The 25,477-nt window shown below is 63.5% G+C and carries 21 protein-coding genes; 9 read left to right on the top strand and 12 right to left on the bottom strand.

Translation table 11 applies throughout. The annotated features are described in order from the left end of the window. Positions 1-100: 100 nt before the first annotated feature. Positions 101-685, top strand: a complete 585-nt coding sequence (locus WS57_RS18620; RefSeq protein WP_009688893.1) for a DUF2889 domain-containing protein — start codon at positions 101-103, stop codon at positions 683-685. Between the two features lie 107 nt (positions 686-792). On the opposite strand, the gene WS57_RS18625 is transcribed toward WS57_RS18620, so the two are convergent. Both WS57_RS18625 and WS57_RS18630 read right to left on the bottom strand, forming a co-directional pair. Then, positions 793-1,284, bottom strand: coding sequence for a flavodoxin family protein (locus tag WS57_RS18625; protein WP_009688892.1), 492 nt, complete (start codon positions 1,282-1,284; stop codon positions 793-795). Between the two features lie 146 nt (positions 1,285-1,430). After that, the gene (locus tag WS57_RS18630) at positions 1,431-2,084 is read right to left on the bottom strand and encodes a TetR/AcrR family transcriptional regulator (protein ID WP_059517660.1); all 654 of its coding nucleotides are present in this window, start codon (positions 2,082-2,084) and stop codon (positions 1,431-1,433) included. 83 nt (positions 2,085-2,167) lie between these two features. Here WS57_RS18630 and WS57_RS18635 point away from each other — a divergent pair, with 83 nt between their 5' ends. The 3 genes from WS57_RS18635 to WS57_RS18645 all read left to right on the top strand — a co-directional run bounded on the left by WS57_RS18635 (position 2,168) and on the right by WS57_RS18645 (position 6,978). After that, complete coding sequence (locus WS57_RS18635; RefSeq protein ID WP_059517658.1) at positions 2,168-3,295, top strand: MBL fold metallo-hydrolase; 1,128 nt, start codon at positions 2,168-2,170, stop codon at positions 3,293-3,295. A gap of 1,966 nt (positions 3,296-5,261) precedes the next feature. Further along, positions 5,262-5,957 (top strand): ParA family protein, encoded by a 696-nt coding sequence (locus tag WS57_RS18640; protein ID WP_059517656.1) that lies wholly within the window; start codon positions 5,262-5,264, stop codon positions 5,955-5,957. Then, a complete protein-coding gene (locus WS57_RS18645) occupies positions 5,950-6,978 on the top strand; it encodes a ParB/RepB/Spo0J family partition protein (RefSeq protein WP_009688888.1) in 1,029 nt (342 codons plus the stop codon). Before WS57_RS18640 ends, WS57_RS18645 begins: the two co-directional genes overlap by 8 nt. Positions 6,979-7,068: 90 nt before the next feature. Here the strand turns inward: WS57_RS18645 and WS57_RS18650 are convergent, their stop codons facing one another. Further along, positions 7,069-8,388 carry a replication initiation protein gene (locus tag WS57_RS18650; protein ID WP_009688887.1) on the bottom strand — a complete coding sequence of 440 codons (1,320 nt, stop codon included), beginning with the start codon at positions 8,386-8,388 and terminating at the stop codon, positions 7,069-7,071. 1,219 nt (positions 8,389-9,607) lie between these two features. Beyond that, positions 9,608-10,818 (bottom strand): IS3 family transposase gene (locus tag WS57_RS18655; protein ID WP_155774291.1). Its coding sequence is split into 2 segments (ribosomal slippage): positions 9,608-10,503 and positions 10,503-10,818, totalling 1,212 coding nucleotides; the frame shifts between segments, so codons are not numbered across the junction. A 1,433-nt stretch (positions 10,819-12,251) separates the two neighbouring features. Between WS57_RS18655 and WS57_RS18665 the strand changes: the two genes are divergently transcribed. Further along, entirely contained in the window at positions 12,252-12,560 is a 309-nt protein-coding gene (locus tag WS57_RS18665; RefSeq protein WP_059517654.1) for a hypothetical protein, read from the top strand. 311 nt (positions 12,561-12,871) lie between these two features. Here WS57_RS18665 and gcvA read toward each other — a convergent pair whose 3' ends face one another. Then, the gene (gcvA, locus tag WS57_RS18670) at positions 12,872-13,777 is read right to left on the bottom strand and encodes a transcriptional regulator GcvA (protein ID WP_009688885.1); all 906 of its coding nucleotides are present in this window, start codon (positions 13,775-13,777) and stop codon (positions 12,872-12,874) included. Positions 13,778-13,916: 139 nt separating this feature from the next. On the opposite strand from gcvA, the gene WS57_RS18675 reads away from it, so the two are divergent. Further along, positions 13,917-15,215: an adenylosuccinate synthase gene (locus tag WS57_RS18675; RefSeq protein ID WP_069244697.1), complete on the top strand. Its 1,299-nt coding sequence runs from the start codon at positions 13,917-13,919 to the stop codon at positions 15,213-15,215. A gap of 238 nt (positions 15,216-15,453) precedes the next feature. Next, positions 15,454-16,395 (top strand): LysR family transcriptional regulator, encoded by a 942-nt coding sequence (locus WS57_RS18680; RefSeq protein ID WP_069245451.1) that lies wholly within the window; start codon positions 15,454-15,456, stop codon positions 16,393-16,395. Between the two features lie 133 nt (positions 16,396-16,528). Here WS57_RS18680 and WS57_RS37170 read toward each other — a convergent pair whose 3' ends face one another. Next, positions 16,529-16,684 (bottom strand): hypothetical protein, encoded by a 156-nt coding sequence (locus WS57_RS37170; protein ID WP_155774328.1) that lies wholly within the window; start codon positions 16,682-16,684, stop codon positions 16,529-16,531. Between the two features lie 68 nt (positions 16,685-16,752). Here WS57_RS37170 and WS57_RS18685 point away from each other — a divergent pair, with 68 nt between their 5' ends. Beyond that, positions 16,753-17,724 carry an aliphatic sulfonate ABC transporter substrate-binding protein gene (locus tag WS57_RS18685; RefSeq protein WP_069244698.1) on the top strand — a complete coding sequence of 324 codons (972 nt, stop codon included), beginning with the start codon at positions 16,753-16,755 and terminating at the stop codon, positions 17,722-17,724. Positions 17,725-18,117: 393 nt separating this feature from the next. Continuing rightward, positions 18,118-18,348: a hypothetical protein gene (locus WS57_RS18690; protein ID WP_038455953.1), complete on the top strand. Its 231-nt coding sequence runs from the start codon at positions 18,118-18,120 to the stop codon at positions 18,346-18,348. Positions 18,349-18,417: 69 nt separating this feature from the next. Here WS57_RS18690 and WS57_RS18695 read toward each other — a convergent pair whose 3' ends face one another. The 6 genes from WS57_RS18695 to WS57_RS18720 form a co-directional block, all read right to left on the bottom strand. Beyond that, the gene (locus WS57_RS18695; protein WP_069244699.1) at positions 18,418-19,134 is read right to left on the bottom strand and encodes a dienelactone hydrolase family protein; all 717 of its coding nucleotides are present in this window, start codon (positions 19,132-19,134) and stop codon (positions 18,418-18,420) included. Positions 19,135-19,415: 281 nt separating this feature from the next. Further along, positions 19,416-19,727 carry a DUF4148 domain-containing protein gene (locus WS57_RS18700; protein ID WP_009688879.1) on the bottom strand — a complete coding sequence of 104 codons (312 nt, stop codon included), beginning with the start codon at positions 19,725-19,727 and terminating at the stop codon, positions 19,416-19,418. Positions 19,728-19,941: 214 nt separating this feature from the next. Further along, positions 19,942-22,284, bottom strand: a complete 2,343-nt coding sequence (locus WS57_RS18705; protein WP_236871948.1) for an LPS-assembly protein LptD — start codon at positions 22,282-22,284, stop codon at positions 19,942-19,944. Beyond that, on the bottom strand, positions 22,268-24,562 hold the full coding sequence (gene bamA, locus WS57_RS18710) for an outer membrane protein assembly factor BamA (protein WP_081337697.1): 2,295 nt from the start codon (positions 24,560-24,562) through the stop codon (positions 22,268-22,270). The genes WS57_RS18705 and bamA overlap by 17 nt, the downstream gene beginning before the upstream one ends. Before the next feature lie 53 nt (positions 24,563-24,615). Continuing rightward, the gene (locus tag WS57_RS18715; RefSeq protein ID WP_069244700.1) at positions 24,616-24,957 is read right to left on the bottom strand and encodes a hypothetical protein; all 342 of its coding nucleotides are present in this window, start codon (positions 24,955-24,957) and stop codon (positions 24,616-24,618) included. 144 nt (positions 24,958-25,101) lie between these two features. Then, positions 25,102-25,476, bottom strand: coding sequence for a hypothetical protein (locus tag WS57_RS18720; protein ID WP_009687132.1), 375 nt, complete (start codon positions 25,474-25,476; stop codon positions 25,102-25,104). Position 25,477: the final 1 nt, after the last annotated feature.

Below are 25,477 nucleotides of genomic sequence, written 5' to 3' on the forward strand. Positions count from 1 at the left end.
CGCCGTCGGCGCCCGTTGCGCTGTGGGTTGCCATCGTTCCGTTCAGCCGACGACGCGTCACGACAAACGAAAAACCGGCTGTACGAAACGGAGCGGATACATGGTTCCCCGACACGACATCTCGCACGACGGCATCACGCGCGAGGAAATCCATCATCGGCAAATCGACATGCGCGGCTATCGGCGCAGCGACGGGCTGTTCGAAGTCGCGGCCTGTCTCACCGACCGCAAGACGTATGATTTCACGCCGCCGGGCGACGCCCGGATGGTTCCGGCGCAGTCGCCGATTCACGATCTCGGCGTCACGCTGGTCTTCGACGAGGACATGATCGTTCGCGCGGTTTCCACGTTCATCAAGGCGCACCCGTATGCGGAGTGTCCGGGCGGCGGCGATACGCTGCAGGCGCTCGTCGGGCTGCGCATCGGCGCCGGCTGGAACAGCGAGATCCGCAAGCGCCTGCCGTCGTGCGATACCTGTACGCATCTGAAGGAGATCCTCACGCCGGTTGCGACGGTGGCGTATCAGACGATGGTCGGAATCCGTCCGTCGTCGCTGAACCTGCGCGACGGCGAAGGAAAGCCGGTCAAGATCGACAGTTGCTATGCCTATGGCGCTTCGCGCGATCTCGTGAAGCGTCTGTGGCCGGAGTATCACCGGCCGGCCGCGTCGACGGACGCCGACTGAGCGAAGGCGCGTGCGCGTATGCGGCCCGGCCGCCGGCCGTGGCGGCCGTCGTGGCGCGGCGAGCAACGTCGCGTTTCGTCTGTCGCAGCACGCACGTGCGTGCGCCGTCAGAAAACGCCGAGCGCGAGACCTGCTGCGATCCCCGCGCCGAGCTCGGCGCAACGCGCAAGCTCGTCTTCGCCGATCGTCTTGGGCGCGAGAATGCGTTCGGGCGTCTGCGCATGCGTGCAGACGATCAGGCCGGGCGCCACGTTCCTGAGCCGCCATCCGGTCGCGATGCGATCGATCTGACGCAGCGCGTTCTGTCCGTCACTGCCCGCGCAGATCATCACCGCATACGGACGACCGTTCACGCGATCGAGCGCGGCGTAGTAGCAGCGATCGAAGAAATCCTTCATCACCCCCGACATCGCGGCGAGGTTTTCCGGCGTCGCAAACAGATAAGCGTCGGCCGTCAGCACGTGGTCGGCGGTCGTCTCGTCCGCTCGCTGCAGCCTGACGTCGATGCCGGACTGCTCGCGCGCGGCGGCAGCGGCAGCCTCGGCCATCTGCCGCGTACCTCCGGTCATCGTGTGATAGACGATCAGCAGCGTTTTCATCGGCGTTCGCTGGGGCTCCATTTCATCCGCTTCTCCACTTCAGGCGATTTTCAGGCGGGCTTCTACGGTAGCACCGCGCGAGCAGACCGGAGCGTATCGTGTCCTTTGCATGCTCCCTCTGCGTACGTCGCCGATACGCCGTGTAGTCATTCGCGTGCGGCGTCGGCCGCAACGTCGGCATCGGGACATGCGTAGCATGCGAGAAACATGTCCGCGGCGGATTCTGCGACTTTCCGCTGCTCCGGCTCGCCGAGCGGCGGCTGTCCCATCGTCAGTTGCGGCCAGAATGCAAACGCCTTCACCATGCCGTGCAATTGCTGGGCGGCAAAGACCGGATCGCTGATCGAAAGGCGCCCCGCCGATGCCGCGGTGCGGATCCATACCGTCAAGTCTTCCTCTCGTTCGCCGAGGCGCTCGACCATCTCTCTCGCGCGCTCCGGGGAATGGATCGCGGCCCCGATTGCGACGCGCGCGAGCGCCAGAAACGCTCCGTCGTTCAACAGCTGCAGTTTGCGATTCAGCAACGCCAGCAGTTGGCCGCGCAGCGGCAGCTCGTCGCGGTACGCAGTCGCCCCGCCCGTCTGGCTGGCGTCCCACAGCTTGTGGAGGATCGCGGCGAACAACGTTTCCTTGCCCAGAAAATGATTGTAGATCGTGCGCTTCGACACGCCGGCGCGCGCGGCGATGCGGTCCATGCTGGTCGCGTCGTAACCTGCTGCCAGAAATTCCTCGATCGCGGCCTCGACAATGGCCGTGCGCTTTCGGTCAGTCAGGCGCTGAGGGGGAGTGCTCGTATCCATCTCAAAATTTTACACCGGTTAGTTTACTTTCCATGGAAATAAACTACACTGATCGGTGTACTTTTATTTCCGGACAAACCGACATGGCATCGCCTCTGGTTTTCATTCACCGTGTTCTGGGCCTGACGGCTGCCAGGCGCGGCCGCACGCAGCACGCCGACGGTTCGCCGCAGCATGACGGCGAGCGCTTCAGCAATGTCGCGCCGCGCCCTGTCGAAGGTCTCGGCAAGATGCTGGGCATCGCGTGGAACATGCTTCTCAACAAACCGCGCGACACGGTGCCCGCCGGTGTACTGCCGGTCGATGCGCTGACGCGAGAGCAACTCGATGCTGCACCCGACCGCAGCCTGTACCGGCTCGGGCATTCGACGCTGCTGCTGAAGTTGCGCGGCGAGTTCTGGCTGACCGATCCGGTTTTCGCCGAGCGTGCGTCGCCCTTTCGGCATTTCGGTCCGAAGCGATTCCATCCGCCGCCGATTGCGCTCGACGATCTGCCGCCGCTGCGCGGCGTGATCCTGTCGCACGATCACTACGACCATCTGGACCGCGACACCGTGCTCGCGCTCGCCGCCACGACCGGTGTGTTTGTCACGACGCTGGGCGTTGGCGACCGCCTGATCGAATGGGGCATCGATGCGCAGAAGGTGCGCCAGCTCGACTGGTGGCAAAGCATCGATGTGGACGGGCTGACGCTGACGGCAACACCGGCGCAGCATTTCTCCGGACGAAGCCTGTTCGACGGCAACAGTACGCTGTGGGCGTCGTGGGTCATCGTCGACGACGACCTGCGCATGTTCTTCAGCGGCGACACCGGCTACTTCGACGGCTTCAAGAAGATCGGTGAGCAATTCGGTCCGTTCGACGTGACGTTCATCGAAACGGGCGCCTACGATGCGCAGTGGCCGTACGTGCACATGCAGCCGGAAGAAACCGTGCAGGCCCATATCGATTTGCGCGGGCGCCGGTTGATGCCGATTCACAACGGCACGTTCGATCTGGCGATGCATCGCTGGCAGGAGCCGTTCGAACGCGTAACGGCGCTGGCGCTGATGCGCGGCGTCGCGCTGTCGACGCCGCGTATGGGTGAACGCCTCGATCTGAACCAGCCGTATCGCGGAGAGCCGTGGTGGCGCACCGCCGAGGCGCCCGCGAAAGCGCCGACGACGAAATCGCGCCGGTGGCAGCTGTGCGCGTCGCAGACGACGAAGTAGGTCGCCGTGTAAGTTGTTTTATCCCGGGAGAGCGTGTCGCGACGGCTGCTTTCCCGGTCAAGTTCGATGGCGGCGGTGCGTGTAGTGATTGCTGGGCTGTCTGCCGGTCCGGTAAGGCCGGGGGCAGCATTGAATCGATCGCTGACATCGCTGGACGACGCCCTTCCGGCGCTTGCTCTACATATTGAGCGGGAAATCTACTATCGCCCGTCGACGAGAAGTCAGGGGGCGCGCTCGCGATAGATCGCGGCCGGCGGCAGCCAGGGCAGTCGCGTGTCGGCCGATCTACGATTGCGAGCACACTGCGACGAATCGCTAAGAGTCGACGATCTCGCCGCACAAGCTCGGACAAGCGGCTCAGCCTTCCATCATCGTTTCCCGCGCTTCACCAGTACGAACTCCGTGCTTTGGCGAAGCGGCGTCCCAAACAGCCCGCCACCGGATCGAAGCGGCGATCGATTCGATATGCGAGCGAGAGAAGCAAACGCCTCAAGCGTCAACGTGATCGCGAACGGCCGCTCAACGGATGCGCCACCAGCGGCGCTCGCAACTCTTTGCCCCACCGCTCCATTTCGGCAGTTCATGAATTCTCGGCATCGAATCAAACGACCGACTCGTGCGCCGTAAGATTGGATATGACCCTGCACTCAACGCGCGTTGTCACGTGACAACCGCCCGGGCCAATGAATAGTTCTCTTTAGAATGCGATGTCATGCGAGCTGTCCGGAATTGGGAAGCAGCACGAATCGTATCATTTATCACGAAACACGTATCAAACAGAACGAAATCTCATCTCGACAGCTGCGTTCCGCAGAGCGTCGCACCGAAACATCTTTCGCCCCTATTTTCGCGGTTTCGAGGCCGATTTTGCGTGAAACAACATCAAGAATAGCGCGTAAACCATTGTCCCATAAGGATCTCCGGCGACCCCTCATTTTTGGACGATGTTTCACGCGCAGCGCGGCGCCTGTCGCCAATGACGGGTGTTGGCGTGTATTTCGCGTCAACCATAGCCTTTCCCGGGCAATGAAACCACCTCCATTGGAACGCAGCGATCCGCCGTCCGTTGCAATATTCGCTCAACCCTCCCCTACCCCGCGTAGAGCGAGGCATTGCCGGCGCCAAATAATGGGGACACATCATCGAGGCCTAACACTCCGAGGCGTCAAAGACCAAATATCCGAACGTCTCTGGGCCGGCCTGCAATCGGCCGCGCCGTCTGGACGAGGATGATACGGCCGATCCGCGCGTTGCCGACTATTCTCGACGAGCCTGTTACCTCCTGGAAGCCTCCACATGCAACGCTGGTCAGTACCAGTACGCGCACTCGTAACTGACAGGGGCCCAAGACCCAAACGCGTTGTCACGTGACAACTCATGGGAGAGAGCGCCTTGTAAGACAGTTTTGAATCAAGTTAAAACCTAACCGCTTGTCGGCCGATGACTGGGCTACCGTAAAAGAAAGCACGGACTTGTCTCCGGTGTGGATTCTGTAGGCGTTGTCACGTAACAACTCGGGCCGATGACGGGTTCTTATGCCCTCAGCGAGCACATTTAGTCGAAAAGACGACATCGCCCCTCGCCGAATCCTCGCCGATCGTGACGACCAAGTCAGGGAAACCTTCATGTCAGGCGATATCGAGCCGTCGGCTTGTCACGTGACAACTACATCCTCGTGCAAGGCTAGCTAGCAGAGTGACATTGGGCGTCCGCGAAACTCGGACGCCTGATCGACGAAACGCTGAGCGCCGTTCTTTTCAACCGGATTTTTCGTCTTCGTGACCGTCTTCGGGAAACGTATTTTGATTTCTCTTCTTCCCTGCACAGACGCAAAACAGTCAGCTACCCGTCCGGCCGACTTGTCACGTAACAACCACCCGAGCGATTCTTTTAGTGATTCAACTCTTTTTTCTGGACATTCCGATAACAACTGCATATATTACGCAAAACTCCGTGGAGGAATTTAATGGCTTTCAAGATCGCCGTTAGTAATCAAAAAGGTGGTACTGGAAAGACAACCATCTCCGTCAACATCGCCGCTGCCTTCGAAGCCGGCGGCAACAAGGTCGCATTGATCGATGCCGACCCCCAGGGCACTTCCGTCAGATGGGTCACCAGCGGCGAGAACACACTGCCGATGACCGTCCTTTCGTTGGCGCCTGCCGGGCGCGGTATCGGCGGCGAGATCAAAAAGCAGGACGCAAACTTCGACGTCATCGTGGTCGACTGCCCGGGCAACCTCGAAGACCCGCGTATCGCTTCCGTGCTCGAAGTCGCGGATTTCTGCCTCGTGCCGCTGTCGCCATCGCCGGCCGACCTGTACAGCACCGTCGCCATGATTCGCATGATCGAATCGATGCGAGCCGTTCGTAACCCAAATCTTTCTTCCGCCTTGATGCTCAATAGCGTCAATGGAAAAACTAAAATGCGTGAAGAAATTTTAAAAATTCTAATGGCAGAAGAAATAGGGGAGCATCTGCTCGACAGCCAGATCGCGCAGCGCGAGGTCTATCGTCAGACGTTCGCGCTCGGCACCACGATCCATCACCACAATCGATATCTGAAGGGCCTGAAGGAGGCCCGCGCGGAAATCGAAAAGCTGGTCACGGAAATGGCCCAATACATCGCGTCGACGCGCGCTACCGGAACCGCACATGGCTAAGGACACGTCCAAGGAAAAGAAACCGACCGGCAACCTGCATCTCGCGGCCGGCCTGCTGCGCGGGCTCGCGCAGGAAAACGCAGCGCTGGAAACGCGACTGCCCGAGCCGCTGACCGCACCGCCCGCAGCCGCTGAGCCGTCGCCCGTCGCCGCGCCTGCCGCTGCCACGCCCGCCGACGCGCTGGATCTCGGTGCGCCGCAAAAGGTGGCGGTCAAGGACTGCATCCCGAACCCGTTCAACCCTCGCGTCTTCTATTCGGAATCGAGCCTGCACGAACTCGCCTTGACGCTGAAACGGGAAGGGCAGATCGAGCCGATCAAGGTCACGCGGCTGCCGGAGTTCCCCGGCAAGCTCGTCGTGATCGACGGGCAGCGTCGCTTGCGTGCGACCAGCATCAACGGCGACGAGACGATCAATGCAACGTTCCGCACCGATCACACGCCGGAGCAGCTCTATACGATCGCCTATCGGGCCAACCACGACCACGAGCGCCAGACGATCTTCGACGACGCCGTGGCATGGAAGCGTCTGCTCGACGAAAAGGTCTTCCCTGACCAGAACACGCTGGCGGAAAAAATCGGCAAGGACAAGGCATCGATTAGCAAGACGCTGTCGCTCAATGCGCTGCCCAACACGCTGCTCGAGCGGATGGCCGCCGCGAACGACGTGGTCGGTCTGCAAGCCGCATATTTCCTGAAGCTGATTTTCGAGCGCCTGGGCGAACCGACGGCCGACCGGCTGCTCACCGCCGTGATCGACCGGAAGAAGTCGGTCCGCGATCTCGAAAACTTCCTGCGCGCGCAGAGCGACGGCAGCAAGAAGGCGGGCCGCACGCGCTACAGCGTTCGTCATGACTTCGCGCTCGAATCGCGCGCGATCGGTCAGTTGAAGACCTATCCGGACGGGCGTCTCGACCTGCAACTCAAGGGCGTCGACGCCGCCCAGCAGGAAGCGCTCGCCGACAAACTCAAGACCGTCATCGATGCATACGTCGCCGAGCTGGCGACCGCGCAAAAGTAAGGGCCCCAAAGCAGAAGACCTCGCATCCGCATGGCGCCGTGAAGCCGGACCGGTCCGGCACACGACTTCCCGTCGGCTGCGAGGTCTCGTTCAGTTGCCCGCGAGGCTGCTCTTGAGCAGGAATTCCAGCAGGTCGTCCGACGTCGGCTCGCCCCACGTGTCCAGCGCCAGCCACCGGAAGAAGCTGGTCTGCGCGAGCTTGCTCGCCTTCTTCTTCGGCGACAGCGTCAGGTCCTTCGACCCTGCCACGGTCTCGTTGTAGCGCTCGATCAGCTTGGTCTGATCGTCGATCTCGAGCTCACGGAAATACGCGCCGGCTTCCTCGACCTTCGCAGCGAGATACCTGTCGCGAATCTGTTCCTGCTTGCTCTGCGCCGATTCCTTCGCCGCCGGCGCGGCCGTCTCCGTGGCCTGCCCGTCGGACAGCGTGTAGCCGTGCGTCAGCGCCTTGCGGAAATACGCGGCCACGTTGTCGACGGGTGCCGCATTCTTCTTCGTAGTCCGATTGAGCGTATAGGCGATCGCCGCCTTGATGCGCTGCACGCCGTATTGCGTGATCAGCCGGCGCGCTTCCGAGCGCGGAATGCCGAATTTCGCGACCTCTTCGACCAGCGCTTCGTTCTTGACATCGCCTTCCTCGACCGTATCGGCGCTCGGCTTGCGCATGACCTTGAACTGAACGGCCTCCACGCTGCGGCCGGACTTGTGTTCGATCAGCTCGAGCGTGTGGTCCGATACTTCGTTCACCTCCTGAATGCACGGCACCAGGACCTTGCTCTTGAACAGCTTGTACTCCTTGTACGACTGCGACGCCTTATCCTGCCCAAGAATGAGATCGCGGAATTTCGGCAGCGGGATCTTCGCGGTGATGCCGATCCCTTCGTAGCGCACCGTGTTTTCCCACAGCGCAAGCGAGTGCGAGCGCCGGAACTCGCGCGCGATCCGCATATCGATCAGCGCATAGATCTCGGGGTTCAGCAGTTCGCTGCGAATCTGATCGGAAAAGCTGTATTTCAATACGGACTGCTCGAGCTCCGCCCCGGCAAGCAGGCCCGATGCCTTCCAGACGGTCGAGCGGTCGGCGGCGAGGTAGTCCCAGTTGACGACGGTACTGATCAGCGAGTTGACCGTGTCCTTCACGTACTTCGTGTTGTTGCTGTTCAGCCCGCTCTCGTGCGACAGCGCGGCGATCGAGATCGAGAAACTCGTGCGGCCGGGCTCGAAGGCCTCCTGCCGGAGCGCGTTCTTGATCAAGGAGCTGAACATCTTGCGCTGCTGCAGACCGATCTTTCCCGACTTCGGGGCGATATGAATCGCCTGGACCGCCTTGCGCAGCAGATCGGGAGGCTCGGGTGTCTGAAACAGCGAAACCTGCTTGTCGGAGCCTTTGCTTGCTGGCTTGCGCGGCATCGTGGTGTCCGGATAAGGTGACCGTATTGAAGGCGGACTTTATACCTTTTCGTGGCGGGGAGCAACGCCCTTGTTCTCGCATCACTTGCACATTCACCGCTAAGTTGCCGACACGAAAGGAAAAATTTTTATAAGCTTGCCAGTTCGAGGCCCCATAACCGTATACCTTTGCGCCGAAAAGCCTCCCAGAAATTGCTACCTTTCAGCGCGAACAGCGAATCCCGGCACGGGACTTGCCCTTCAAAAGGTACCCGTTCATGGGAATCCATAGACTGAAACCAGCATCCCGAACCCGGTCTGTGCTGCCATGCAGCACACCCGCTTTTCCCCCATAACCGGCTACCTTTTAGACTCCCCATGAAAGGGTACCTTTCGACGGGGACCGTTATTCGAAACTCCCGCGCATTTCCGAGCCGATCAGACAAATGACTCCCATAAAAGGTAACCTTTCTGCGCTCCCACAAAAGGCTACCTACGCGATACACCGATCCTGTTCATGGGAAGCCGCGCCGGGATCCCTGCCAAACCGCAACCGAAGCACGCGGGCCGGGGCCCATAAACGGCTACCTTTGATCCGCACCATAAACGGCTACCCAAAGACACTCGACCCGAAACGCTGTGCACCCAGATATTCCCGGATCCGCGAAAAAAGCGCCCATAAACGGCTACCTATGGGGAATCCCATGGACGGCTACCCACGGCATTTTTGGCCCGAAATCCCATAAACGGGTACGCTCGTCCCATATCCACAACCCCGATTCCCCACAGCCTGCTACCCAAGTCCCCAAATCCACAGACCTGAACCCCCAGCCCTGTCTACCTGTGCTCCCATAAATGGGTACCGATCATCGCGCAAACCCTTGATGGATAAGGCTTTGAGCCTGCTAAAAGTAGTTAAAGAAGTAAACGTTGCTTACTAAAGTTGTAAACACACGTGTCCGATAGCAGAAAGACAACCCCCATAAACCACTACCAAAGCGAGCCGACTGCCACTGCGAGCGTGGAAGGAGCCTTATCAAGGTCACCGTTTATGGGCGAATCCCCACCGTTCGGGAGGCCATCTAGGCCAGACAAGGCTTCCAGGTGAGGGTGAGTACATACTCACATCCCTCGAAAAGTAGAAACCTATGGGAGAGAACCACCGGTTTCGGCGTATAGGTTCCTGTCTATGGGATCGAAATCGGGGTGTGGAGTTGACCCTGTAATCCCGGACACGGCATCACACTAAGGTTGCTGAATCCATCGAGCGCCGGAACTCGCGAGGCGAGCGGTATTTCAGCGCGCTATGGGGATGCTTCTCGTTGTAATGCTCGAACGCGATGGCCAAGTTGCGTGCGGCAGTCGCTGCGTCCGGCTTCGGCATGAAGGCGACGTAGTCGCGTTTCATCGTCTTCACGAAGCTCTCTGCCATCCCATTACTTTGTGGGCTGCACACCGGTGTGGTCAATGGCTTCAGGCCGATGGCCACTGCGAACCGGCGCGTGTCGTCGGCCGTGTAGCCCGAACCGTTGTCGCTCAGCCACTCGATTTCGGACGGGGTATGCAGTTCGTTGCCAAACCGATTTTCCACTGCAGCCAGCATCACGTCGCGCACGATGTCGCCGCTGTGACCTGCTGTCGTGGCTGCCCAGCTCATCGCCTCTCGGTCGCAGCAATCCAGCGCAAACGTCACCCGCAGCGGCTCGCCGTTGTCGCAGCGGAACTCGAAGCCGTCCGAGCACCATCGCTGATTGCTGCGCGCGACGGCCACCTTGCCATCGTGCCGACGTTGCGGCCGAGGCGGGGCTGGACGCCGTTGCATCAGCAGACCGTGAGTGCGCATGATGCGATAGATGCGCTTCGCATTGAACGGCACCTGTCCGGCAGCAATGCGTTCATTGCGCAGCGAGCCCCACACCCGGCGATAGCCATAGCTGGGCAAATCGCCGACGACTCGGCGGATTTCCTCGACCACGCTCGCATCGTCCGTCTGCCGCGATTGACGGCCATCGCGCCACGTCGCCGGACGCGACAGTCGTGCCGATACGTTCGAGCGCGACACGCCGAGAACTTCACAAACCAGTTTCACTGGTCGTCCTCCGGCAGCGAGGGCGAGTGCGCTATCCATTTTTTTGCCCGGCCGTACTCGACTGCTTCGCGGAGAATCTCGTTCTCCATGGTCTTCTTGCCGAGCATCCGTTGCAGCTCGCGAATCTGCTTGAGCGCGTCGGCCAGCTCTGAGGCCGGAACCACTTCCTCGCCAGCCTTGACCGCTGACAGGCTCCCATCCTGGTACAGCTTGCGCCAGTGGAACAGCTGGTTCGGGTTCACGCCGTGCTGCCGCGCGACCATCGAAACCGACTTCCCTGGTTCGAAACTCTCGCGAACCATCGCCAGCTTTTGCTCCGCCGTCCAGCGCCGCCGGCGCTCCGGGCCCGTCAACACTTCCATCACTTCCTGCCTGGTGTTAGTCAAAAACACAGTCTTATGCCTACCCGTTATTGTAAGTGGGTGACTGTGTCCGGCGTTTCAGGGGGCTGCTCCAGGGTGGAGATTCGAGCCGGTGACCGTACTCGGGCTAGGGTGCGGGTCCTGCGACCAACCCTGTCGGCACAGCGTCACAGTCATTCGATGCCGGCGGAACGCGTCACCCCGCCGTCCTGCGAAGCTCGGACACCGATCGCTGTGAACGAGCCGTGTCTTACTCGGCGCAGCCAGTCAAATTTTCGCGCTGTGAACTGTGTACAAGAAACACAGCGGGTGCTCGCCGAGCGGTTTCAAAGCCCGCAGATTTCTACCTTTGGATCGGTTCGATCCGCTAGTCGGCGGCTTCGCTGGAGAGCAGCAAGGAATCGAATACCTGTGAGTCGGTCGGCGGTTCGCGGCGCAATGGTACTCACGGACTCGGATTGGAAGCGTGCCGATTCTCCCGCTACGCGAACCAGGTTTATTCGCTCGCTTGTCGACATCACAGATATCGATACGGTCCCGACGACAAATCAAACTCGGCCTCGCTCCCAGGCCACTCCCGAAAACACTCACCGTCGAAACTTTTCGGATCCTGCAAAGGCTCACCGACCCACATCGTTCATCAGAGTGCACGCGAGTGCTCAGACACGTCGGAACCGAGCGCCCGAAGCCATCGGCTAGAGAACGAGCATTACGAATCAAGTGGGTCACCGCTCGCACGACACCTTCACCGAATACGAGTCCCTTTACTCACCCGCGTGAACCGACCACGTCAGCGGAGATCCGTTGCGAGGCTACAATCATACAAATTGATCCGTTTGGGGATAAGCCCGGTCGCCCTCCATCACGCAACCTATCCACACAGGGGGCTCGTACCGATGCCTCATCTCTGCCGGATAACGGCGGCAACGCAACGCGAGAACGAGTCTCAGCCGAATCGTGACCGGTTATGGGAGAAAACCGTGTCGCGACCTGTGCCGCATCCGCGCAAGCACCACAGGCCGACGATTTCATCTGTGAAGCCGGTCATGAGCCCATAGGTAGAACAAACGCCCCGATACAAGCGCGCTGCCTCCACCCGCAATCGAATCGCTGTGTACGCTCGCTGATGATTCTCTGCACCATCAGCCTGGCAGCACAAACCGCAATCGCGTCGAAAACGCGAGACACGGCGTTGCCGTCTCTCGGCCTGCATACGCCGCCCAATAGCGCCTGCTCCCGCGTCGCCCGCCGTCACGATCGACCGCAGAAGCTATCCCATAAACGTATCCCCAACGCCGTTGCACGTTGGCACCAAATTTTTCGTAACACGGTTATGATGCACAAGCCCCGATCGACAAGACTGTCGGCCGGGGGCAGGGGTGGTATCTCGATGTGCTTTCAATCCGTGACCAATCAGACAAGAGAGTTCCGCGATGCAAATCAAGATCAGAAAACTCACGCTGGCTGCTACCGCAGCAGCCTTCCTGTTCGGCTCGGCGGCGCCTGTGTTCGCACAGACCGACGCGAGCGCACCGGCTGCGCAGGATGCCAAGGCGGCGAAAAGCGAGGCGCGCAAGGCCGCTCGCGCGAAGCGCAAAGCCGAACGCAAGGCAGCACGCGCGAAAAATACCGCCGAGCTGAAGAAACTCGAGGACGCCGGGTACAAGCCGGCTGCCAATGATCCGAACTATCCGCAGAACCTCCAGAACGCGGAGAAGAAGGCCGCAGGCTCCGGCCAGTAAGCGCCGACCGGATTGCAAGCCGCGGAGGATCCGCGGCTTGTCGCATGTGCAACGGTGCCGCGACGCACCCGCCATCAATAAAACTCCTTCATCGAATACCCGGCCGCAAAGTTTTCAAGTCCGCGCCAATTGATTGGCAATCCTTCCTTTCAAGAAGGAGAAGCCGACACGATATCGTCGATTCCGGGGTACGGAACAACCGGTGCTCATCGATCGAAATGCAGCCCGATATGATTCGGGACACTAATCAAGTGCCGCTGTTCCATACGAGGCGCAACGAATCTCCAAAGCCCCGACTCCAGTCGTTTCCCTCAGCGCCGCTCGCCCGACGTCACCATGTTTCCCGCCAGCTTCAACCAGTCCTTGAACGCACGAACGGCATCGTCGTCCGCGCGTGACGCAGCCACGTAGGTGAAATAGCGCCACGGCGGCAGCGCGGGCTCGCTGAACGGCTGTACGAGGCGGCCTTCTGCGATGTCGTCCGCGACGAGCGCGATCGGGCCCATCGCGACGCCGAGGCCGTCGAGCGCGCCCTGCAGCGTCAGGTAGAAATGCTCGAGCGTCAGCGATTGCCGTGGCACGAGGTTCGCGTGCCCGGCAGCCGCGAGCCATTCGGGCCACATGCCGGGATAGGTGGCCGCATGCAGCAGCGTGAAGTCGGCCAGATCGGCCGGCGTGCGCAGCGGCGTGCGTTCGAGCAGTTTCGGTGCGCAGACGGGTAGTCGAACCTCGGACAGGAACTCCTCCGAAACATAGCCGTCGACGGCCTGCGGCCCACCTCGGACGATCAGGTCGACCTTGTCGCGCAGTTTCTCGATCGGCTCGTTCGACGTCGACAGGCGCACCTCGATCGACGGATGCGCGACCTGAAACGACGACAGTTTCGGCACGAGCCAGCGCAGCGAAAACGTCGCCGGCGCGCTGACGCGCAGCACGCGCTGCTGACCGTGCCCGAACTGCTGCGCGGTGGCGAGCGCGATGCGGTCGAACGACGCGCCGACTTCGGCAAGATAGCCGCGGCCGGCGTCGGTCAGCTCGACGCGCCGGTTGTGCCGCTCGAACAACGGCCGCCCGAGCCACGCCTCCAGTTGCTGCACGTGCCGGCTGATCGCGCCGTGCGTCACGCACAGCTCGTCGGCGGCGAGCGTGAAACTGCCGAGGCGGGCGGCGGCTTCGAATGCACGCAGCGAATTCAGCGGAGGAAGGCGTCGGGCCATGGTGCGATTTCACGTGAAATTTCCTCACGCGATGGTTCAGGTTTAATCGTTTGATCGACGGATCGAGCTTCGCCAATATGGCACACAAACGGCTGCATCGGCCAGATGCGCGTCTGAATTTCTCACATGGAGTGCGAGCATGTCGAACGTGGTGGTGGTGGGCGCCCAATGGGGCGACGAGGGCAAGGGACGCGTCGTGGACTGGCTGGCGGCGCAGGCCGACCTCGTCGCGCGCTACAACGGCGGCCACAACGCCGGCCATACGCTCGTGGTGGGCGGCAAGACGTACAAGCTCGCGCTGCTGCCGAGCGGGATCGTGCGCGGCAAGCGCGGCGTGATCGGCAACGGCGTGGCGCTCGACCCCGAGGCGCTGCTCGCCGAAATCGCGCGGATGGCGGAGCTGGGCCTGTCGGTGACGCCCGACAACCTGTCGATTGCCGAGAACGCGACGCTGGTGCTGCCGATCCACCGTGCGCTCGACCAGGCGCAGGAGCGGTTGCGCCGCGAGCCGATCGGCACCACGCTGCGCGGCATCGGGCCGGCCTACGAGGACAAGGTCGGGCGTCGCGGGTTGCGCGTCGGCGATCTCGCCGAGCCCAACCGGCTTGCCGACAAGCTCGACGTGCTGGTCGACCATCACAACGCCTGGTTCCGCGGCCTCGGCCTCGAACCGTACTCGCGCGACGCGATGCTGGCGACGCTCGTCGAGCTCGCACCGAAGATCCTGCCGTTCGTGCGTCCCGTGTGGGCCGAACTCAACGACGCGACCGATCGCGGCGAACGGATCCTGTTCGAGGGTTCGCAAGCCGTGATGCTGGACATCGACTGGGGCACGTATCCGTTCGTGACGTCGTCGGGCACCGTCGCGTCGGCCGCGGCGGCCGGCACCGGGCTCGGCGCGTCGAAGCTCGGCCACGTGCTGGGCGTGACCAAGGCCTATGCGACCCGCGTCGGCGGCGGCCCGTTCCTTACCGAGCTGAGCGATGCAACCGGCGAAACGCTGCGTGCACGCGGACAGGAGTTCGGCGTCAATACAGGGCGGCCGCGGCGCTGCGGATGGCTCGACGCCGCGCAACTGCGTCAGGCCGTCCGAATCTCCGGCATCGATTCGCTGGCGCTGACCAAGCTCGACGTGCTCGACGGATTCGAGTCGATCGAACTGTGCATCGGCTACGAACTCGACGGCGTGCGGGTCGACCATCTGCCCGCGAGCCTCGATGCGCAAGCGCGCGCGAAACCGGTCTATGAACGGTTCGAAGGCTGGCCCGGCACGGTGAAGGGCGCGCGCGAGCGCACGGCGCTGCCGCGCGCCGCGCAGGATTTCATCCAGCGCGTGGAGGCGGTCGCGGGCGCGCCCGTGTCGATGATCACGACCGGCGCGGAACGCGACGACACGATCGTGCTGCGCAATCCGTTCGATCCGGCGCCGGCCGCCTGACCCTGCGCGCCGGTCGATCGCGGCCACCGGCATGAAGACGTAACGACACGCGCGAACGCCTTTGTCCGGCACGATTCGTCATCCGGACGACATCGCGCACGGCACGCTGGACACGCCTGCATCGCTGCTGTACTGTTCCGCACAATTCGCGCCGGACCGGCTCGTGCCGGAGCCGCCGTCTGCACTGGCGGGCATACGCGGGCGGCCGCGGCGCGCTTTCAATCCCGGGGACATCGCGATGGATACGTTACAGATGATGCGCATTTTCGTCCGGGTGGCGGAGGAGGGCAGCTTTACGAGCGCGGCCCAGCGCCTGGACATCACGACGGCGTATGCGTCGCGGTCGGTCGCGCAGCTCGAGACGCATCTGCGCACGCGCCTGCTCAATCGCAGCACGCGCCGCATTGCGCTGACCGATGCGGGGCAGCGCTATCTCGATCGCTGCCAGCGCATCCTGGCCTATATCGACGAGGCGGAAGCCGAGGCGGCGGACGCGCAGGCGAAACCGTCCGGGCGCCTGCACGTGCACGCGACGACGAGCTTCGGCCAGACCTACGTGGTGCCCGCGGTCGTGCGATACCGGCAGCGCTACCCGTCGGTGGCGGTCGAGCTGACGCTGTCGCAGCACGTGCCCGACATCATCGACGAAGGTTACGACGTGTCGCTGCAGTTGAGCGCGACCGAGCTGCCCGATTCGGGGCTCGTATCGCAGCGGCTCGGCGAGGTGCACAGCGTGCTGTGCGCGTCGCCCGCCTACCTGAAGGAGCGCGGCACGCCGCAGACGGTGTGCGACCTCGAAGGGCATGCGTGCCTGCAACTCGTCACGCCGGTGTTTCCGCGCGACCGCTGGCATCTCGACGGCCCCGACGGCCGCGAGACGTTCGAGCTGCCCGCGTCGGACTTCCAGGTGAATATCGCCGACGCGCTCGGCGCCGCGCTGCGCGCCGGCCTCGGCATCGGCTCGCTGCCGATGTCGACCGCGTTGCCCGCACTCGCGAGCGGCGCACTGGTGCGCGTGCTGCCCGAATACCGGTTGCAGAAGCTGACGGTCTATACGCTGTATCCGTCGCGTCAGTATCTCGATGCGAAGATCAGGACCTTCGTCGATTTTCTGCGCGAGTGCGTGCCGGAAATGCTGGCCGCCGACGAGGCCGCGTTGCGCGGGTCCTGCGAGGCGTAATTCGGCGCGGCGACGCCTGCCCGATGCGACGCGCGGCTTGCCGTCGCGCGTCGCTGTCGTTTCGCGTCGCTGTCGTTTCGCGTCGCTGTCGTTTCGCGTCGCTGTCGTTTCGCGTCGTTTGATCTGCATTCCTTTATATCCAGAAATCGGCATTGCGATGCCCGCTGCCTGCTGCTCGATAAATCGACCGGCTGCCCCTGAAAAATGCCACGCATTCCTCAATCGCAACGAGGCCGAACGACAACGTCGCCACCCGCTTATCAGGACGCCTGCTTTCGATATCGAGCATCGTTGGTTCGATGTCGAGTGTCGAACCCCTAGAATCGATTCGATGATTTCGCTCGAATACGGAACGACATGGCAGACACACTCTCGATATCCCGCCGCCGGCTGATCGGCGCGGGTCTGGCGCTCGCGGCCGGTGCCGCCGCCTCGCCGCGTATCGCGCTCGCGAATGCGGCCGGTGCACGCACGTTGCGAATCGGTTATCAGAAAGGACCGTTCAGCCTGCTGAAGGCGCGCGGCACGCTGCAGAACAGGCTCGCGGCGCTTGGGGTAAACGTCGCGTGGACCGAGTTCCCGTCGGGGCCGCCGCAGCTCGAGGCACTCAATGCAGGGTCGATCGATTTCGGCGATGTCGGCGAGGCGCCGCCGATCTTCGCGCTGGCGGCCGGCGCGCCGCTCGTCTATTACGCGCAGACGCCGGCCGGACCCGCATCCGAAGCGGTGGTCGTCGCGAAGGACTCGCCGGTGCGGACCTTTGCCGACCTGCGCGGCAAGCGCATCGCACTGACCAAAGGCTCGAACACGCACTTCCTGCTCGTCAAGCTGCTGCAGGCCGCGAAACTCGATCGCGCGGACGTCACGCCGGTGTGGCTGTCGCCGTTCGATGCGCGGGCGGCATTCGAGAATCGCTCGGTCGACGCATGGATCATCTGGGATCCGTTTCTCGCGGCCGTCCAGCAGTCGTTCGATGCGCGAATCGTCGCGGACGGCACGGGGCTCGTCGAGAATCGCGGCTACTATTTTGCGTCGCGCGCCTATGCGCAGCGCAACGCAGACGTACTGAACGTGGCCGTGGCAGAGCTGGCCGCGGTCCAGCGCTGGCTCGATGCGAATCGCGTGCAGGGTGCCGCGGAGTTCTCGAAGCTGTGGGGAATTCCGGAGCCGACCGTGGCGCTGGCGTTCCGCCGTGCGCGCTTCGGCGTCGAGCCCGTGACGCGCGAGACGCTCGCCTATCAGCAGCGTATCGCCGATGTCTTCTACCGGGCCGGCATCCTGCCGAAGCCGGTCGACGTCAGTCAGGCGGCGCCGCCCGCGCTCGCGTGACGGCGCGGCTCGCACATCGCGTGCTCGTCGATAGACGGTTTATTCCGTACTTCGAAACGTATTCTCTCGGGCGGGCGGACGCGATCGGTGTGAAGAATGAAGCGCGCCGCGCCGCTTGCACGAACCTGCGCGAAACCTGCCGGCTCGCGTGACCGCACCGAATGACAGCGTGTCCGTCACGCAGCGGATCGTCCAAAGTACGGAACGCATTGCGAAGCGTCGTTGACGCGCCCGCGTCCATGGATCGACGATAGGAACAAGGCATCGCGGCGTTCGTTCAACCATGCGGACGCAAGTCTCGAACCGGAGCGATTCATCCGATGCATGGCAGCCCATGCCGGTTCGAATGCCCGTCGATGCCTGTCGAGCCATGCATGCATTTCGGAGACGGAGATGGAAACGGCGGGAAGGTCGCTGCGCGACCGGGTGGAAAGCTGGCTCGCGCCGAACCGGGCGGTTCCTGTCCGCGTGCACGCGCAGCGCCATGCTGCGGGCGGGCGCTGCGTACGCGTCGAGGCGACGGTGCCGAACGGCGCGGTCGAAATCTGCTTCTTTCGGCATGACGACGGCGCGTGGCACCTGTTTCCGCCAGACCCGCGGCGCGTGACGATGCGCATCGGCTAGCGGGCGGATACGCGTCCGGCCGCTCGGGCCTTCCGGATCGCGATCGCCCGCGCCGCGACTATCGATGGCTTAGCGTGCCGGCTTCGTCCACAGCGTGCGGCCGAAGAACGTGAGCGTGCGGTCCCACGCGAACTGCGACCACACCGGATCGAACTGCGTGCCCGCAATGCGGCCCGGACCGACTGCCGTCTCGTTTGCGAATGCGTGATGCGCGAGATAGCGGTGGAAGTCGACGTTCACCTTCGCATCGGTCAGCTTCTTCTCCAGCGCATCGACCTGGTCGATCGCGAAGAACGCATCCTGCGTGCCCCAGTGGCCCATCACCGGCACCTTGATCTTCGCCGGATCGAGGTAGTCGAGCGGCGGGAAGCCGTACCACGTGACGCCTGCGTCCGCGTCGGCGAACTGCAGCGACAGCAGCGTGAGCGCACCGCCCATGCAGAAGCCCGTCACCGCGACGCGCTCGGCGCGCGTCTTTAGGTACTGCACCGCGCTGGGAATGTCCTGCGACGCGGCGTCGCCGAAATCGAGCCCGGTCATCAGGTGATGCGCCTCCTCTTCCTCGACCGTGGACTTGCCGCGATACAGGTCGGGCACGAGCGCGAAGTAGCCGCATCGCGCGAGGCGGTCCGCGACGCCGCGAATCTGGTCGTTCAGCCCCCACCATTCCTGGATGACGACGACCGCGGGCGCGCCTTCGGTCCGGGCGGGCGTGGCGAGGTAGCCCTGCAGTTCCTGGCCGTCCGGGCGGCGAAACGTGATCATGGAACCGGATGTTTGAGACATGAAACCGCTCCTTTTCGAAAAATGCCATGAGTGCGGCATCGGAGCCGGCCAGCGAGCGCGACGACGATCGGGGCATGCCCGGCGGTTCGGGGTTCCGCTCGCGTGCGCTGCGGCCGGCGCCGACCACGCGGCCATTCTATGCGCAAATGCGAGGCGCCTGCGTGATGCTTCGGTACGCGGTGTCGGCGGTATCCGGAAAAGCGAACACCCCGCCCCGGTGAACGGGAGCGGGGTGTTGCCTGCGGCGGCGAGCGTACGCTCGCGGGTAGTCGTGCTGCCTGTTACTGACCGAAGTAGATCGAGTCGCGTGCGTTCTGCTTGACTGCGACCAGGCGGCCGGCGCGCACGCCGGCGGCAGCTTGCGCGCCGTAGCCGGTTTCGTCGGCATTCGTCACGCGAGCCTGCGCGTTCTGCAGCGCGCGCGGATAGTGCGGATCGGACACTTCGGGCTTGTAGCCGGCCTGTTCGAGTTGCACGAGTTCGGCGCGGACTTGCGCACGCGTCAGTTCGCCCGACGGGTTCGACTGCGCGAATGCGCCATACGACGCGGACAGGGCGGTGGCTGCGATGGCAGCGTAGATGAACGACTTCATGGTGACCTCCGGTTTCGTTGATTTCTCGCTTCGCTTGCGGCGTTCAGCGGTTGATTGCATCGTAGCGATCGCGTTACCGGTCGGAAATACGCATTCCAGTGAATAATTGTTGCAACTGGGTAAACATTCGCGCGGGCGTCGTTTTATCCGACGATTGGGCGCGAAAACGAAATGTAAGGTTCCGGGCATGCGGGCCGCCAATCGCGGCCGTCGATCACGGATAGTCGGTGAAGCGTGAGGTCGGCGCGGGCAGCGTCGGCGTCGAATAGCCCGGCACGTTCGCGCGGAATTGCTGAAGCAGCCCGTTGTCGATGCGGCTCAGGCCGTTGAGCTGCAGCTGGACCAGCACACGCGTGCCGGTGGTCGGCGACGTCGTGCCGTTGTAGTTCGTGTACTTCTGCAGCGCGACGCTGACGGCCCAGCACTCGGCCGCGTACTGGAAGCCGAGCAGTCCGCTCACCAGCCGGTGAGCCGCGAGATCGTAGTCGACCGAGCCGACGCCCGACAGCGCATGCGTGAGCGGCCATTGTGCGGACAGCAGCACCTGGTTTTCCTGTTCGTCGTCGAGCGTCGCGTTGGCACGCGCGTACAGGTAGGCGAGATTGACGACCTTGCCCGCTGCGGGCTTCCAGTCGATGCCGGCCGTCGCCTGCGTCAGCTCGCTGCTCGACTGGTTGTACTCGACCGCCTGCTGAAGTTCGAGGTTGCCGCCGACGTGCAGTGCCGCGCCCGCGATCACGTCGGACGGGCCGACGCTCGGCGGCACGTCGCCGGGCATCGTCACCTGCGACGCACGAAAGTAGTACTCCTGCGCGAGTACGAAACGGGCGAGCTCGACGCCGTTGCCGGCCTCGACGAAACGCGTGGTGATGCCGGCCGTCAGCCGGTTCATGTCGCTGACGCGGTCGCCGCCGACGAAGCGGTTGCTCGTGAAGACCTCGGCGAGGCCGAAGTCGAGCGGCGCGGTGTCGAATGCCGGCGCGAAGGTCTGGTTGCGGTACGGCGTATCGACGTAGTACAGCCGCGGTTCGAGCGTCTGGATCATGTCGATGCCGAACAGCCGGACCGGGCGCTCGAACGTCGCGCCCATGTCGACGCTCGCGGTGGGCACGTTGACCGTGAAATTCTTCGGCTGTCCGGCCGGCGCGTCGCTGCCGATCGAGCTCAGGTCGTACGAGGCCGCGTGCCATTGCAGCTTCGGCGTCACGTACCAGCCGGGCGTCACGATCGGATAGCTGACCGACGCGTCGAGCGTCATGCGCTTGCCCTCGGTCGAATCGGCGGTGGGGATCGTGAAGCGCGTCGCATTGGCCTCGACGCCGAAGTCGAACCCGCCGACGTTGTAGCGCGTGTATTTCGCATCGAGTTCCGGTGCGCGGTTGTAGGGCGGCGTGGTCGTGAACGATTGCCAGTTCTGCACGCGCGCGAGCACCGACCACGGGCCGTGGTCGTAGGTGACGCCGGCTTCCTGCTGGAACAGCGTCTGCGAGCCGATGACGAGCGAGTTCGCGCTCGAGAAGTCGGACGGCACCGACGCGTCGGACACGCGGTTGTAGTTCGCGTAGGCGGCAAAGCCGTTACCGAGGTTCTCGCGATGCTGGAACGTGATCGAGTAGCGGTTGGTGTGCGTGATCGCGTCGTCGGGCAGCACGCTGACCGACAGGTCGCCCGAGTACGTCGGGCTCAGGTAGCGGTATTCGGTGGTCAGCATCGCACCGCGCTTGGTCATCACGCGCGGCGTGATCGTGAGGTCATAGTTCGGCGCGAGGTTGAAATAGATCGGCAGCGCGAAGTCGTATCCGTTCGTCGAGCTGATTCCGAAGGTTGGCGGCAGCAATCCGCTCTGACGATCGCCGTTCAGCGGAAACGACATCCACGGCGACGCGAACAGCGGCAGGCCCGCGAAATACAGCACGCCGTCGTGCGCGACGGCTTCGCCGGCGGCCTCGTCGAGATCGAGGCGCGACGCGCGCAGATACCACGCGGGGTCGTGCGTGCACTGGCAGGTCGTGTAGGTGCCGTCGTGGACGATCTGGCGCGTGTCGTCGAGCAGGTCGACGCGTGTGCCGGAACCCGATCCGCCCGTCAGGTTGAAGCGGTAGTGCGGCGCCGTCATCGTGCCTGCGACGCTGCCGACCTGCAGATGCGCGTCGGGGCCCGCAAACGCGTTGCCGTCGTGGACGATCCGCACGTGGCCATACGCGTCGGCCGTGTCGGTGTCGACGTCGTAGTGGATCGCGTCGGCCTTCACGACCGAGGTGCCGCGCCGCAACTCCGCATTGCCGCGCAGCGACAGGTCCTGATTTGCGGTTCCGGACATCGCGGTGCCGATCCCGAACGTCGTCGCGACCTGTCCGGCGGCGAGCGGATGTTCGACGAGTTGCGACGCGATCCGCAGCCCCCACGCGTCGTCGAGCCGGTCGGGTTGCGCGGCGGCGCCGGCCAGCTGCGCAGCGACGTCGCGCGGCGTGCAGAGCGCGATCGACAGTGCGATGTCGGCGAGCAGCGCGAGCGCCCGGGTTCGCACGCGGCCGGGGCGTTCAGAACGACGTGCCAATCTGGAACTGGAACTTCTGATACTGGTCGCCGGTGTGGTGGACGATCGGCAGCGCGTAGTCGATCTTCAGCGGGCCGATCGGCGAGATCCATTCGAGCCCGATGCCGTAGCTGTATCGCAGACCGTTCGCGCCGACGCTGTTGCCTTCGGTACCCCAGACGTTGCCGCCATCGACGAACGTGAACACGCGCAGCGTGCGGTCGTAGCCGGTGCCGGGCAGCGGAACGGTCATCTCGACGTTGCCGACCACCATCTTCGAGCCGCCGATCGGGTCGCCCGTCGTCGCGTCGCGCGGACCGAGCGAACCGGGCTCGTAGCCGCGCACCGATCCGATGCCGCCGGCGAAGTAGTTCTTGAAGATCGGATACGGCTGACCGCCCAGGCCGTTGCCGTAGCCGGCCTGGAAATTCAGCCCGAGCACGAGGCCGCGCGCGAACGAGTGGTAGTACTGCGCCTGTACGTCGGTCTTGTAGTACGACACGCTGCCGATCGGCGTGCCGTATTCCGCGTTCGCCTGCAGAAAGTAGCCGCGCCCCGGGATCAGCGCGCTGTCGCGCATGTCGCGCGACCAGCCGACGGTGGCCGGCGCGACGTTCGACACGCGGCCGAACGTGTTGACGTAATCGATGTAGCTTTGCGGCGTCGTCGAATCGATGTCGAGGCGATCCTGTTCGAGCCCGAGTCCGAAATAGACCATGTCGTTCTCGGAGAACGGGATGCCGAACTTCGTGTCCGCGCCGTACGAAATGATCCGGAAGCTCGTGTCGCTGGTGCTCGAGTAGTAGAGCGGCTGCGTCGTCTTGTAGTACACGTCGGTGATCCGCTTGATGCCGTCGATCGTGAAGTACGGATCGGTCTGCGAGACCGTCAGCGTGCGCGTCGTCGTCGCGGTGCTCACGTTGACGGCGAGCGCCTGGCCGCTGCCGAATACGTTGTCCTGCGACACGCCGGCCGAGATGATCGGGCCTTCGCCGGAACCGTAGCCGAGACCGAGCGAAATCGAACCGGTCGGCTTCTCGGTCACCTTCACGTGCACGTCGACCTGGTCGGCGGTGCCCTCGACCGGCGCGGTCGTGACGTCGACGTCGGTGAAGTAGCCGAGGCGGTTGATGCGATCCTTCGACAGCTTGAGCCGCGACGAATCGAACCACGCGTCCTCCATCTGCCGCATCTCGCGGCGAATCACCTCGTCGCGCGTGCGCGTATTGCCGGAAATGTCGATGTGCCGCACGTAGACGCGACGGCCGGGCGTGACCTGCAGCGTGAGATCGACCTTGTGATGCTGCTGGTCGATCTGCGGCACGGTGTTGATCGTCGCGAACGCGTAGCCGTATTCGCCGAGCTTGTCGATCAGCGCCTGCGTCGTGTCCTTCAGCTTTGCCGCGGAAAACCGCTCGCCGGCGCGGATCTGGACGATCCGGTTCAGTTCGGCGTCGCGCCCGAGCAGGTCGCCGGCGAGCCGGATGCCGGAGATCGTGTATGGCGCGCCTTCGTGGACGGCGATCGTCAGGTCCATGTCCTTGCGGTCCGGCGACAGCGACACCTGGGTCGATTCGATGCTGAACTCCAGGTAGCCGCGATCGAGGTAGTACGCGCGAACCGCGTCGAGATCGGTGGCGAGCTTGTCCTTCGAATACAGGTCGTCCTTCGTGTACCAGGAGAACCAGTTCGGCGTCGACAGCTGCATCTCGTCGCGCAGCGTTGCGTCGTCGAACGCGTGATTGCCGATGAATTCGACCTGCCGGATTTTCGCGCTCGGTCCTTCGATCACGGAGAACAACAGCCCGACGCGGTTGCTGTCGAGCGGGCTCACGGTGGTCGTGACCTCGGCCGCGTAGTAGCCGCGCGTCAGGTATTGCCGCTTGAGTTCCTGTTCCGCCTTGCTGACGAGCGACGGATCGTAGGTGTGCCCGGACACGAGGCCGACCGACTTCATCGCCTTCTCGATCGCGTCCTTGTCGAACTCGTGCAGGCCGGCGAAATCGATCGTCCCGATCACCGGACGCTCGGCGACGTGCACGATCACGACGTTGCCTTCGGTCGCGATCCGCACGTCGCTGAAGAAGCCGGTCGCGTAGAGCGCGCGGATCGCGGCCGATGCCTTGTCGTCGGTGAAGGTGTCGCCGCGCTTGAACGGCAGGTACGCGAACAGCGTGCCGGGCTCGATGCGCTTCAGTCCCTCGACGCGAATGTCCTGGATCGCGAAGCCGGATGCCGCCGGCGTGTCGGGCGCCGACTGTGCAGCCGGCGCCGTTTGCGCATGGGCCGGCAGCGCCACGGGCGCGAGCCAGCAGAGCCGGGCAAGCCGGCCAAACCTCGTCGAAAGCGTCTTCACTGCCAGCCGATCCCTTCGTCGAAAGCGTGCACGCGGTGTTCCGTATCGTTGTCCGCGTCGCGGACGAGCAGGCGCGAGACCGCATCGACATGCGATGCCGCGCACTGCCGGACGGCGGCATAGCCGTTGCCGCAGACGACGTTCAGCGACAGTCCGGGCGCATAGCGCGCAGTCAGCCGGCAGCGGAACATCGGACGCGCGCCGAAGCTCCCGGTGATCGACGCGGCTTGCCGCAGATCGCCCGGAACCAGGCACCAGCCACGGGCGCCGAGGCCGCCGGGCAATGCATAGGCGCGCGCATGAAGCGCGGGCGCGACGGGAAGGGCAGGGTTTCGCATGATAGGTGCTTCCTGGAAAAAAACGTCGTTATCGGCTCGCGATCGTCCGGATCGACATAACGATTCGTAATGCGAAGTAAACCGGGTTGAGTGCGGGAGTGGAGACGGCACCGGTTTCGGGAACCGGCCGCCCCGGATCGCGCGTCAGTTCAACATCGCGTGACTCGCGCGGGATGTCGTTTCCGGCGTGGAAGTGAGCGCGTCGACGAGGCTCATCAGGTTGACGGTCGGCAGCGCGAACGCAATCCAGCCGACGCCCAGATGACGTATCGACAGTACCGCGCCGTCGAAGTCGGCAAGCCGGTCGACGCGCCAGCACGGATCGATCTGCAGCGGGTACTGACCTTCCGGCGGCTCGACCGGATGCGTCGGCTGCATCGCGGCCCGTGCGTGGGCGAGCTGCCGGATCATCTGGTCGATGTCGGATACGCCGACGACCGAAGTGCGGCCGTCGATCGTAAACTTGATCACTGGATTCCCGGATTCGCTGGAGACTTCCATGTGCATCGTGTGGTACATG

The sequence above is a fragment of the Burkholderia pseudomultivorans genome (assembly GCF_001718415.1).
Classification (GTDB): domain Bacteria; phylum Pseudomonadota; class Gammaproteobacteria; order Burkholderiales; family Burkholderiaceae; genus Burkholderia; species Burkholderia pseudomultivorans_A.